Origin of the sequence: Companilactobacillus zhachilii, from assembly GCF_003606365.2 — a bacterium.
GTDB classification, from domain to species: Bacteria; Bacillota; Bacilli; order Lactobacillales; family Lactobacillaceae; genus Companilactobacillus; species Companilactobacillus zhachilii.
Genome location: NZ_CP031933.2, coordinates 2,625,162 through 2,637,405 on the forward strand (window position 1 = coordinate 2,625,162; position 12,244 = coordinate 2,637,405).

Here is a 12,244-nt window from a genome sequence, read left to right on the forward strand (position 1 = left end):
GAGTATTCACATATGAAATGAACAAATCATATGTGAGTACTCTTTTGTTTTAAATACATATTAGAATTTAACTAAACTGCAAATACAACTTATTTCCGCACACATCCGGAAATAAGTTGTATTTGTTAGCGCTTTCATTAAAAGGTAATCTTATAAACGTAGAGAGGAGGTAGAAATAATGAAAGACAACTACGCTAAGTTATTATTACAACTCGAGAAAAAGACATCTGGAATCTCCGGAAACCAGCTTTCTGAATATTTAGGAGTTTCAACTCGATCAGTTAGAAACTACGTTAAAGATTTAAATAATAACTACTTACAAGGTGCTCAAATAGAAGCCAGTCCAGACCATGGTTATATTTTGAAAGGACAAATTACCAGCATTACTGAAACTGGTCAACTGGAATTCGAACAACGTGCATTCTTTATTTTGCGGTATCTGATGACATCCTCGCAGGTGACGACTTACGAAGATTTAGCAGATCAATTACATTATTCTCCTCAAACAGTTCGCAACGATATATATCGAATTCAAGAATTAATCGCTGAAGAACAGCGGGACGTTAAATTACAAGCAATCATTTTTAAAGGCGTCGTCCTTGAAGGTGATGAACTCGCAATAAGAAGTTTGCTAGATAGTTTCTTTAATCCTAACTCTACAACATTTGAACAATTAGAACGTGAATATAATTTTTACTTTGAACCTTGGATTACCCCATTAACAATCCATTCCCTTTTAGAAATCATCAGACAAGAATTCACTAAGCATAGTCTTAAAGCAACACCATCTTTAGTCAAGCCAATTGCAAGCTACATAATTATTGCCAATCACCGTGATAAATTAGGCTTCAAATTGAACCAGATTTTACCTGAAACTCAACAACTAAAAATGGAAACTTTAAACTATGCATCTAAATTACTAAAAAGAGGATTTGAGATTTTTAACGACATTAATCCAGACAACGTGGAAACTTGGTGCTTTGCTTGGTTACTAGTAAGCCAACAACTACTAACTGACAACGTTGTAATTAACTTTGAAACAGACCCACAACTCAAACATCGCGTTCAAGAAGCATTATTGCAACTTGGTGAAACATATAAACAACCATTTCTACATGATTCTAAGTTACAAACCGATTTATTACTACACGTTTCAAGAGATATGTACCCTCTACAATATCAATTTTATATTGAAAATTCTTACTTACACCACATCAAAACAGACTATATTTTGGCATATCAATACGCTGTAGATTTTGCTAACAGTCTAATTAAATCATTGAATTTAAAAGTGCCTGATAACGAAATTGGTTATTATGCCTTGCACTTTGCATCATTTTTGGAACGAAACCAACAAAGATCAATTGATATTGCGGTAGTTTTTGCTAGACGACCAGTAACAGGTCAAATGCTAGCTCGTCGTATTGAGGAAAAGTTTTCCAATGTTCAGGTGGTTTCAATTGTCGATACTAAACACGTTACCGACATTCCCAAAGTTTCTTTAATTGTTGCTTCCAACGAAGTAAATATTGATTCTAAATATCCCATTATCTATGTCAATGATTGGTTAGATTCAAATGATAATAAGAAATTACAATTACAAATCAGTCGTATAATACTAAATCAAGTTTTAAAAGGTAGCCTTTTGATTCACGGGACATTTAAAGATAAGAAAGAATTAATTAAAACAGTTCTTCACAAAATGGGAAACGACGGATTATATAAAGACATTATTAAACGCGAACAACTTTCATCTACTGAAACTGGAAACTTTGCAGCTATTCCCCATCCAATGAGAATACCAGATGTATCTGAATTTGCACTTGGTATCGTTATTCTAGATGAACCAATGAAATGGGATAAAGAGCAAGTTCGACTAGTTATTGTCGTTATTCCAACCCATGATCAACTATCAAGATACGAAATGATATTTAAAGAGCTACAACGTGTTGTTACTAATAATGAATTGCCAAATTTATTACCAAACATTTCAAGTTTGGATGATTTTATTAACCTGATTGCTAATGCAAATCAGAGTTGAAGTAAGGAGTAAAACCACATGAAAATTTCAGAACTATTAACTGTAGATACGATTAATCTTAATCTACAGGGTAACGGTAAAGATGATGTTATAAAAAGTCTTGCTCATAAGTTATACGATGCCGGAAAAGTGAATGATTTAGATGCTTTTATAAAAGATGTCTGGGCCCGTGAAAATGAAGTTTCTACAGCCGTTGGTAATGGTATCGCAATTCCGCACGCTAAAAGTAGTCACGTAAAAAATGCGGCTATTGCTTTTGGTAGAGCACTTCCTGGCATTAAATATGGCGACGATAATTGTCAATTGTTCTTTCTGATTGCCGCTGGAGAACATGCTTCTAATGAACATTTAAAAGCACTCTCCAAGTTATCTGGATTCCTAATGGATGATATCTTCCGAGCCAACCTAATCTTAGCTCGGACTCCGCAAGATGTCGAAAAATTAATTGCTGACAAGGAAAAGGCTGATGCGACTGACACAGCTCAGCCAAAACCAGATACTACGAATTCAAAGCAATCAATTGTCGGAATAACTGCTTGTACAGCTGGTATTGCTCATACCTATATGGCAGCTCAAGCTTTAACAGATGCCGGTACAAAATTACACATCCCAGTCAAGATTGAAACTCAAGGTTCTTCTGGAACTGAAAATGAACTAACTTCAGAAGAAATTAAAAATGCTTCTGGTATCATAATTGCCGCAGATAGAACTATTGATTTATCCAGATTTGATGGTAAACATGTTCTACAAACATCAACTAAAGAAGGTATAAATGAACCCGAGAAATTAGTTCAGTCGGCCCCTCAATCTGATATTTATCACGGTAATAATAATTCAAGTGCAAAAACCAGTTCATCTGGGAAAAGCCAAGCTAAATCAATTGGATTTGGCATTTACAAACATCTAATGAACGGTGTTTCATTCATGTTACCTTTCGTGGTTGCAGGTGGTATTCTAATGGCTATTTCATTCATGTTTGGTACTCAATCGTCGAATCCTGATAGCTCTCAATATAATTCATTTGCCGCCTTTCTAAATATGGTTGGGTCTAAAGCAGCATTTGGACTGATGGTTCCTATATTCGCCGGATATGTTGCTTACAGTATTGCAGATCGACCTGGATTAGCTCCAGGAGCAATTGGAGGTATGCTTGCTTACACAGGAGGCTCCGGCTTCTTAGGTGGTGTAGTCGCCGGATTTGTCGCTGGTTACATCGTTGTAGGTCTTAAAAAGATTCTCAGCAAGCTACCAAGTTCACTACAGGGATTAAATCCAGTTTTACTATATCCCGTTATTGGTACATTCCTAACTGCTACAGTCATTCATTATTTGATTAATACTCCTGTAGGGTCATTTAACAAAGCACTAACAGCTTGGTTGCAACATATGTCTGGAGCCAATGCAGTTCTAATCGGATTTATTTTAGCTGCATTACTAGTTAGTGATATGGGTGGTCCATTAAACAAAATCACATACGCCTTTGGTATCCAAATGTTAACCGCTGGTGTCTATGCACCAATGGCTGCAATCATGTGTGGTGGTATGATTCCACCGATTGCTTTAGGACTTGCAACAACATTCTTTAAGAATAAATTTACTGCTCAAGAAAGAGAAACTGGTAAAGTTGCATATGTTCTAGGAGCCTGTTTTATCACTGAAGGTGTCATTCCATTTGCTGGTGCTGATCCTTTACGTGTTATTCCAGGAAACATCATCGGCGCCGGAGTTGGTGGGGCATTATCAATGTTATTCGGTATAACTCTTCAAGCTCCACATGGTGGTATATTCGTAATTCCAATTGCCATCAATCATCCCCTACTTTACATTCTATGCATCATAGCAGGTGCCATTGTTGAATGTTTAATCGTCGGCTTAACTAAAAAAACAATCTCAGTTACTGATGAGAAAACCGTTAAACCCGTAGATAAAGAGAATGAAGTTGCTTCAATTTTTTAAACTTATAAATAAAAAAATAATTTAAACAAATAGAGAGGAAGTATTCATTATGGTTCTAGTTTCAGCAAAGTATTTAGTAGATAAGGCTTATGAAAATCATTTCGCAGTTGGTGCATTTAACGTAGGTAACAGTGAGTTTGTTAAAAATATTCTAAGTGTAGCTGAAGAGCTACGTTCACCAGTAATCTTACAAGTACACCCCTTCGAATACGATCTTATGGGAAGCGACATTGTTAGATATATTAGAGAAATGGCTATGACAGCAAATGTTCCCGTAGCCGTTCACCTAGACCATGGTCGTGATATCAACGATGTTATGAGAGCAATTCGTGACCAAATGAATTCAGTTATGATTGACACTTCTGGACTTTCATTTGATGACAATCTGGCAGCAGTAAAACAAACTGTTGACTTGGCTCATAGAGTCGGAGTAGCTGTCGAGGCTGAACTTGGTAGCATTGGTAACCGTAATGCTAGTGCTGCTAATAACATGGGGCGTGTTTATACCGATCCCGACAGTGCTAAAGAATTCGTTGACGCTACTGGTGTAGATGATTTGGCAGTAGCTATTGGTACAGTTCATGGCCCTTACCCAAGTGGAGATAATGATATTAAAATTGATCGTCTAGATGCACTCAATGATAAATTGAAAATGCCACTAGTATTGCATGGCGGTTCAAATAATCCCGAGCAAAAGATTCGCGAAGCAGTTGCTCATGGTATTGCCAAAGTTAATATCTCAACAGATATTAAAATGCCTTTCTATCATGCAATTAAAGATACAGTTATTAATCGTCCTAACGACTATGAGCCTTGGATGATGACACCCGAAGCTGACGAAGCACAAAAGAAAGTTGTTCGTGAAAAGATGTTACTCTTCAGTAGTGATGGTAAAGCTGATTTATACTTTGCTGATTCAGTCAACTTAAAACCACTATATCCATACTCAACAGATATCGTTGACAAAATCATCTATGATCAACAACCTGATGAAACTCTAGTAACACAAAAATAACTCGAAATAGTCCGATAAGTTGAGTTCCTAACCTATCGGACTATTTTTAACGATAAGGAGTAATAACTATGAAATTTGATGGACCCATCCAATGGTTTGTTTACGAAGGCCTTCACAGTAATCTAAAAACCATCTCTACCGATTATTTCAATATAACAAATAAAAGTTTTTATAATCTTCTTTCAGATAATCAAAATATGAATGACCTACCTGATGATTTGTTAAAATTGTTTGCTAAAAAGATTAGATTACTAACTGATGATCATATCATGGACGAATACGACCTAATTGAATCAATTAGAGGGCTACTAACACATTATGATGAAATGTTATTAAATAAGAATTACTTGGATAAAGACAGCAAGGACAAACAGCTAACATACTTCAGTCAACAATCCCAATTATTTGAAAAAATAATTACTGAGATGCGTCCATATATTAAATGTGCCCTTTTTATAAATAAGACAGGTGAACAAATTTATTCACTAGTATTCGATAAGAATATTAGAATAAACTATTTTCCTGCAGGTCAAATAAACCAATTGGGTCATTCTATTATTACAATTGCTCAGGACGAATCGTTTACTTGGACGTTCATAGAAGATGAATTAAACATAACCGACTTACAAAAAAAATTAACTAATTTACAAAGGTCTCTTAATTTAAAACAATCTATTAAGTAGACAACAAAAAGGGATTGCCTCTGCAATCCCTTTTTTATCTCTAATTTTTATGTCTAAAGAAATTCACTTCTCCAAGGATCCATACCTTCGTAAAGACTTGCTTTACCAACTGATTCAAATAAATCATTCTTATGGTGAACAACCTCTTTAGCAGCATCAATACATGTTGGGAACAAATTGTTAGGATCCCAACCATCATCTTCTGCCAGTACCTTTCTAGCCTGAACAAAGAATGCGTGTTTATAGTCTGAGGAAATATTGACTTTAGAAATACCCGTCTTAACTGCTTCCGCAATTTGATCATCGGGATTTGAAGAACCACCATGTAATACTAATGGATTATCAACAACTGCCATAATATCTTTCAAAATATCAATACGAATCTTGGGAGTAACATCTGATGGATAAATTCCGTGAGCCGTACCAATACCCACAGCTAACGTGTCTACACCAGTCTCTTCAACAAACTTCTTAGCATCTTCCGGTTGAGTATAAATACCATTTTGTAAATGTTCTTTAATGTGATTACCAGTTTGTCCAATTGTTCCTAATTCACCTTCAACAGTAACCCCAACTAAATGACACATATCAACTGTCTTTTTAGTTATTGCAACATTATCTTCCCACGAAGCTAAAGAACCATCAATCATAACAGAACTAAATCCATTGTGGATAGCACGGGCAACATTATTAATTGTATCACCATGATCTAAGTGAAGAACAAATGGAACTTTGCTGTTCTTAATACGTTGCAATACGTAGGCGAAGAAATCATCCTTAGCATAAGCCATTTCTGTCGGATGGACCGCAATAATACCAGGTGCATTATCAGCTTCACATTGTTCTACAGCAGCCTTAAGTAATTCAGAATTCGAAACATTATAAGCACCTACTGCAAAATGATTTTCCTTAGCAACTGACAACATTTGATTCATATTCAATAACATAATTAATACTCCCTTTTATTTTAGTATTTTTATTCTGCTTTATTTGTTGAACCTGATAATTCAATGTAATACTTAACCACTTCTTTAGCTGGATCTAATGTCTTATTCATTAAATCTACATATTCCATATCTCGATTACCTTGTTGCGACCTAAAAATCGAATCTGCCTGAGCCTTCATAACATCTGAGCCAACATTTACCTTATTAATGCCACATTTAATTGCTTTTTGGATATTATCCTTGCCACATCCTGATCCACCATGTAACACTAATGGTTTATGTGTCCCAGCCTTAATTTTCTTTATAATATTGAAATCAAAGACAGGTACAAAATCTTTTGGCATAATTCCATGACTAGAACCAAAAGAAATCGCTAGAGCTGTAACATCAGTTCGCTCCATAAACTCAATTGCTTTTTCTGGATCAGTATACATATCTGCTTGTGTAAAATGATCTCCAGCGACAGCACCCATATTACCGATTTCTGCTTCAACACTAGTATTAAATTTAGATGCCAATTTAACTATCTCATTGGTTATTTGAATATTTTCTTCAAAACTATGCTCGGAAGCATCCATCATTACACTTGAAAAGCCATCTAGAATGCTATCTCTAACATACGATTCGGATTTTCCATGATCCAAATTTATTGCTACATCGACACTCGCATCTTTAGCCATTTTGATAACTGGTGGCAACACATATTCTTTAGGAATATGTTTCTGTAAATGCTCCATTAATAAATCAATAATTATCGGGGCATGTAACTCTTCTGCTGCTGTAATTGTTGCATAGGCGCTTTCTAAGTTGAAACAATTGATTGCCATTATCGCATAATTTCCATAATTAGCTTTATTCAGCATTTTTTTCATTGAGACATACATTGTGTTTCACTTCACCTCCCTATGTGATATTAATATCACCGATATCTATATCTTCTTCCTCATCTTCCATACTCTTTTCTAGTCCATCATTTTCAATTGGTTCTTTCTTCCAAACAAATAAAATCAAACCCGTTATTGCTGAACCAACTAATAAAGCGACAAGGAACAGCAATGGATGGTTCATAGCAGGTACTATGAATAATCCTCCTGATGGAACAGGGCTTTTAATTCCCCACATCATTGACAAACCACCACCAATAGCTGCTCCGAAACTACATGAAACAACCAATCTAATCAAGTCAACTGCGGCAATTGGAATAACACCCTCAGTAATCATGACAATTCCCATTGGAAAAGCAATTTTAATGTTATCTTCCTCCTCTTTTGAATAGATTTTATGATGGAATATTTTGGAAAGAGCCCAAGAAATTGTGACTCCAAATGGGGGAACCATCGAGGCTAAAATTTTAACGGCTTCTGGTTCTTGAACCCCCTGCAGTAAAAGTCCATCGGCAAATAATGAAGCAACTTTATTAACTGGACCTCCAAAATCGAAGGCGGCCATACCTCCCATGATCATTCCGAAAACAAATCTGGCCGATCCCTGCATTCCATTCAAGAAAGAGGTCAATCCATTAGTTAGCCATACAATCGGCTGTCCAACAATAAAGAACATTAGAACTCCCATAATCAACGATGACAAAAGTGGAATAATCATCATCGGTTTAAGTCCTTCAGCCCAATTTGGTACCCTAATATATTTAACTAATGCAAGTACTAACCAACCGGTGATAAAACCACCAAGCATACCACCTAAGAAACCAGCTCCAATATTGTATGAAATAATACCACTAAGTAATCCAGGAGCTATACCGGGCCTATCAGCAATTGAATAGGCTATGGCTGCAGATATAACCGGAGCCAATAATCCCATTCCCCACACTCCAAGGGTGGTTAATGCTGATGGAAGAGTATAACCTCCTTTAAAATCTGTTATTACTTTCCCGCCCGTTAGGTTTCCTATCGCAATTAATAAACCAGCTGCAACAACTAAAGGTAACATGTAAGAAATTGCTGTCATCGCATGCTTTTTTAACTGTAATTTCTTTAACATAACTTTTCTCCTTGTTTGTATATTAAGCACGGATCAATAACTATTCTTTGGAACCAAATATTTAATTATGCTGTGGTATGTAATTTTGCAACTACCGCTTCCAATAACTTAGTAGGAGCCTTAATTGCAGTATTTGTTGGTACTTCCACCACTTTCTTATCTTTAAATCTATCTTTACCACCAATCTTGATATCCACAACAAGCAAAACAAAATCTGCTTCTTTAATCTGCTCTGTAGTAAGTTCATTTTCTGTTCCAATAGTTCCTTGTGTTTCCATATGAATTTCATAGCCTAACTTTTGAGCTGCTTTCATGACCTTTTCACGAGCAATATAGGTATGGGCAATTCCCGAAGTACAGGCTGCTACACCAACAATTTTCATTTTTATTCCTCCTCTGGTTGTGCTTCAAATAATTCAATCAGTTTTTCTTTTGTTTTAATATCATGTAAATTTTGAATAAAGGATTCATCCGCTAATAAAATAGCAACTTTTTGAAGCAGTTTGATATGTAATGTATTGGCATCCGTATCTTTTACAGCGAAAAGAATGATGATATTAACTGGTTTGTTATCTAATGATTCCCAAGCAATATCATTTTGACTAATCCCAATTGCTATAGTTGTATTCTTAACGGCTTGGGATTTTCCATGGGGAATAGCAACTCCTTGACCTAATCCTGTCATTCCCTCAGTTTCTCGCTTCAACACATCGTCTATAAATCCTTGCCTATCAATAACATCTCCATGTTTAACTAATAAATCAGTTAGCTCAGCGATTGCGTCTTCTTTACTTCGTGATTGTAAGTTTAATGAAATAAGCTCTTGAGTAAGTACCTGGCTTATATCAAAATTATTTATATCAATTCCCAACTTTCTCCAACTCCTTTAACAATTTTTCAACTCTCGCTTGATCGTTAGGTGTAAACATCGCGTTGACCAAAATCACCGGTTTCTCGTCATTCTTAGATTTGTATCCAATCGTGGTTATAATTAAATCAATCACTTGATTAAACTCTTTTTGATTATTTTCATATTGTCTAAGGGAAACAACATCAATAATATTCAACTGTGGGAAATATTTTTTTACTTTAACTTTCAATAATTCGGATGTTCCAACTCCACTCGCACACATAATCAAGACATTGATTTTTTTTGGATGCTGTTCAATATACTTAGCAAAATAGAGAGTCAAAAATCCAATTTCGTCATCTGAAAGTTTTTGATGATATGATTTTTTAAAAATTTTATTAGTCGCTCTTTTCACATTCTCAAACGTATCTGTATATTCAATTTTTATATCCTGTAATAATTTGTTTCGGATGTTTATGTGATTACTAACTCGATTTAACATTGGTTTTATATGGCCTAATAATTCATTCTCAATATCTGATTCACGAATTGTGATATTCATTTCATTGCCAATCTCTTCAATCAAGTTACGTGTTAAACTCCGAACTTCTTTTGAATATGATGTACTATCATCTGATTCTGAAAAAAGCCTTGATGAAATTAAATATTGAAGAACATAATATTTTTCAATATTTGGAATATAGCGGTGCAAATAAAGTTCTAGATTATTAATTACTTTTTCAGCAATTTCGTATAATCGCGCATTAATGGTAATAATCTTTTTCTCAGAAGTAGTCAGTTCTTCTTTTTCATTCTTAGAATCAATCACACCTTTTCGATAACGATTAATCAAAATGTATATGTGGGAAAAAATATTGATATTGTAAGGATAAGGAATTGTTGAATTTAAATTCAATTCAATAACTTGTAACTGCCTAATAATAAATTCCATATCATATGAACTTAGATCTGGAAACTCTCCTTTAAGGTCTTTTAAATTAATCACGTTCGTTTTATTAATTGTTTCAATAATTGCTTGTCTAATAGAACTTTCTAATCCTGAAATTTTTACCCTGCGATTTTTCCTTATTAATTTCAGATTGTACTTATTAATCTTATCTTTGATACTTAATAAATCCATATTACTAACAGTTTCACTAACAAAATAAGGTTCAAATAACGTATCTGTAGAAGTGAACTTAGGTGAATTAAATAGCATTCGTAATAAAATCTCATTCCGTCTTTCAACCGGAGAGTAGTTGCTCCCCTTACTTACACCTAAACCTGCTTTAAGATAATTATCATAATTTAATGCATATCCTTTTCCCTTTTCGGATATGACTAAACAGCCAACATCACTTTCAACATTTATCTGCTTCACATATCTTGCTATAGTCCTGGTAGATACACCAATTTTTACGGCAATGTCCTTGGAGTTCAAATATCCTGGTTCTTGTGAAAGAATTTCTAAGATGGCTTTTTCCTTTTCTCCAATGGACATTTATGTCACCTTCTTTCTTGATTACAAATATATTATATATGGCATTATTGAAAGCGTTTTACCGGTTATTGTCAGGTGTATATGACAATTTTTAGACTTTAATATTCATTTTATCCAGAAAAGCGCTTACTGAATGATTTATAATAATTAACATAAAGTTCATATATAGGAGGAAATACATTTGTTAGTAGGAAGTATTGAAGCAGGTGGGACAAAATTTGTCTGTGCCGTAGGTGATGAAGATTATCGGATTAAAGATAGCATCCACTTCCCCACAACTACACCTGAGGAAACATTACAAAAAACAATCGATTATTTTAAACAATTCGACATTGAAGCCCTAGGGATTGCCTCCTTTGGTCCCATCGAATTACGTAAAAATTCTCCAAAGTATGGTTACATTACATCAACGCCTAAGCCTGGTTGGAAGAACACTGACTTTATCGGCAAGATGAAAGAAAGCCTTGACGTACCAATGTTTTGGACGACCGATGTTAACGGTTCAGCTTATGGTGAATACGTTATGTCGACGTTATCAAATGAAAAAATCGATTCGTTAGTTTATTACACGATTGGAACTGGTGTCGGTGCTGGTGCCATTTCTGACGGCAAATTTGTCGGTAATATGGGCCATCCTGAAATGGGTCATACATTCTTGAAACGTCACCCTGATGATCTCGATTTCAAAGGAATTTGTCCTTTCCACGGTGACTGTCTTGAAGGTCTAGTGGCTGGACCAACTTTTGATGCTCGTTTAGGCAAGCCTGGTAAAGACGTTCCATTGACTGATCATGTTTGGGATATCATGGCTTACTATGTTGCTCAAGCAGCTATTCAAGCTACCTTGATTCTTCGCCCTGACAAAATTGTCTTTGGTGGTGGCGTTGTCAGCGAAGCTTTCTTAGTTAAAGTACGTGCGCAATTTAAAGAATTACTAAACGATTATGTTGAAGTACCAGAACTCGAAAAATATATCACGATGCCTATTGTTAAGAATAACGGTTCCGCAACGCTAGGTGACTTTGCCTTAGCCATTCGTGAATTACAAGATTAACAAAACTACTATTGGCTTAAATATGCAGCATAAACGCGGAATAAAACATAGCTTTTTCCGCTTAAAACAAAAGACTCCAGTAATCCAAAATCGGATTGCTGGAGTCTTTTGTTTTAATGCTCGAAAGCTAAACATATTTTGTACCACTCTTTTTTTAGTTACTTTCACAAATAAATATGCTAAGTTGAAGCTAGAAATA

11 protein-coding genes are annotated in these 12,244 nt (G+C 35.1%); 5 read left to right on the top strand and 6 right to left on the bottom strand.

Annotated features, from left to right (window positions below):
* The first annotated feature begins 178 nt into the window (after nt 1-178).
* From D1B17_RS12095 to D1B17_RS12110, 4 genes are all read left to right on the top strand, one after another.
* A complete protein-coding gene (locus tag D1B17_RS12095) occupies nt 179-2,041 on the top strand; it encodes a BglG family transcription antiterminator (protein WP_120141364.1) in 1,863 nt (620 codons plus the stop codon).
* 18 nt (nt 2,042-2,059) lie between these two features.
* Nucleotides 2,060-3,997, top strand: a complete 1,938-nt coding sequence (locus D1B17_RS12100) for a PTS fructose transporter subunit IIABC (protein WP_120141361.1) — start codon at nt 2,060-2,062, stop codon at nt 3,995-3,997.
* Between the two features lie 49 nt (nt 3,998-4,046).
* Nucleotides 4,047-5,012 carry a class II fructose-bisphosphate aldolase gene (locus tag D1B17_RS12105; RefSeq protein ID WP_120141359.1) on the top strand — a complete coding sequence of 322 codons (966 nt, stop codon included), beginning with the start codon at nt 4,047-4,049 and terminating at the stop codon, nt 5,010-5,012.
* A 68-nt stretch (nt 5,013-5,080) separates the two neighbouring features.
* Nucleotides 5,081-5,695, top strand: coding sequence for a hypothetical protein (locus D1B17_RS12110; RefSeq protein WP_120141357.1), 615 nt, complete (start codon nt 5,081-5,083; stop codon nt 5,693-5,695).
* A 53-nt stretch (nt 5,696-5,748) separates the two neighbouring features.
* On the opposite strand, the gene D1B17_RS12115 is transcribed toward D1B17_RS12110, so the two are convergent.
* From D1B17_RS12115 to D1B17_RS12140, 6 genes are all read right to left on the bottom strand, one after another.
* The gene (locus D1B17_RS12115; RefSeq protein ID WP_120141355.1) at nt 5,749-6,642 is read right to left on the bottom strand and encodes a ketose-bisphosphate aldolase; all 894 of its coding nucleotides are present in this window, start codon (nt 6,640-6,642) and stop codon (nt 5,749-5,751) included.
* A gap of 29 nt (nt 6,643-6,671) precedes the next feature.
* Nucleotides 6,672-7,526 (bottom strand): class II fructose-bisphosphate aldolase, encoded by an 855-nt coding sequence (locus D1B17_RS12120; protein ID WP_120141353.1) that lies wholly within the window; start codon nt 7,524-7,526, stop codon nt 6,672-6,674.
* 19 nt (nt 7,527-7,545) lie between these two features.
* A complete protein-coding gene (locus D1B17_RS12125) occupies nt 7,546-8,640 on the bottom strand; it encodes a PTS fructose transporter subunit IIC (RefSeq protein WP_120141351.1) in 1,095 nt (364 codons plus the stop codon).
* Between the two features lie 65 nt (nt 8,641-8,705).
* Nucleotides 8,706-9,023, bottom strand: coding sequence for a PTS fructose transporter subunit IIB (locus D1B17_RS12130; protein WP_120141349.1), 318 nt, complete (start codon nt 9,021-9,023; stop codon nt 8,706-8,708).
* A 2-nt stretch (nt 9,024-9,025) separates the two neighbouring features.
* On the bottom strand, nt 9,026-9,505 hold the full coding sequence (locus D1B17_RS12135) for a PTS sugar transporter subunit IIA (protein WP_120144147.1): 480 nt from the start codon (nt 9,503-9,505) through the stop codon (nt 9,026-9,028).
* Complete coding sequence (locus D1B17_RS12140; RefSeq protein WP_120141347.1) at nt 9,501-10,991, bottom strand: BglG family transcription antiterminator; 1,491 nt, start codon at nt 10,989-10,991, stop codon at nt 9,501-9,503. The genes D1B17_RS12135 and D1B17_RS12140 overlap by 5 nt, the downstream gene beginning before the upstream one ends.
* A 181-nt stretch (nt 10,992-11,172) precedes the next feature.
* Here D1B17_RS12140 and scrK point away from each other — a divergent pair, with 181 nt between their 5' ends.
* Entirely contained in the window at nt 11,173-12,045 is an 873-nt protein-coding gene (gene scrK / locus D1B17_RS12145) for a fructokinase ScrK (RefSeq protein WP_120141345.1), read from the top strand.
* The last annotated feature ends 199 nt before the right edge of the window (nt 12,046-12,244 follow it).

Bases quoted from the DNA above. Each gene is read 5' to 3' on its own strand.
- D1B17_RS12095 (WP_120141364.1), top strand. From the start codon at position 179: ATGAAAGACAACTACGCTAAGTTATTATTACAACTCGAGAAAAAGACA.
- D1B17_RS12105 (WP_120141359.1), top strand. From the start codon at position 4,047: ATGGTTCTAGTTTCAGCAAAGTATTTAGTAGATAAGGCTTATGAAAAT.
- D1B17_RS12115 (WP_120141355.1), bottom strand. From the start codon at position 6,642: ATGTTATTGAATATGAATCAAATGTTGTCAGTTGCTAAGGAAAATCAT.
- D1B17_RS12110 (WP_120141357.1), top strand. From the start codon at position 5,081: ATGAAATTTGATGGACCCATCCAATGGTTTGTTTACGAAGGCCTTCAC.
- D1B17_RS12130 (WP_120141349.1), bottom strand. From the start codon at position 9,023: ATGAAAATTGTTGGTGTAGCAGCCTGTACTTCGGGAATTGCCCATACC.
- D1B17_RS12120 (WP_120141353.1), bottom strand. From the start codon at position 7,526: ATGTATGTCTCAATGAAAAAAATGCTGAATAAAGCTAATTATGGAAAT.
- D1B17_RS12125 (WP_120141351.1), bottom strand. From the start codon at position 8,640: ATGTTAAAGAAATTACAGTTAAAAAAGCATGCGATGACAGCAATTTCT.
- D1B17_RS12100 (WP_120141361.1), top strand. From the start codon at position 2,060: ATGAAAATTTCAGAACTATTAACTGTAGATACGATTAATCTTAATCTA.
- D1B17_RS12140 (WP_120141347.1), bottom strand. From the start codon at position 10,991: ATGTCCATTGGAGAAAAGGAAAAAGCCATCTTAGAAATTCTTTCACAA.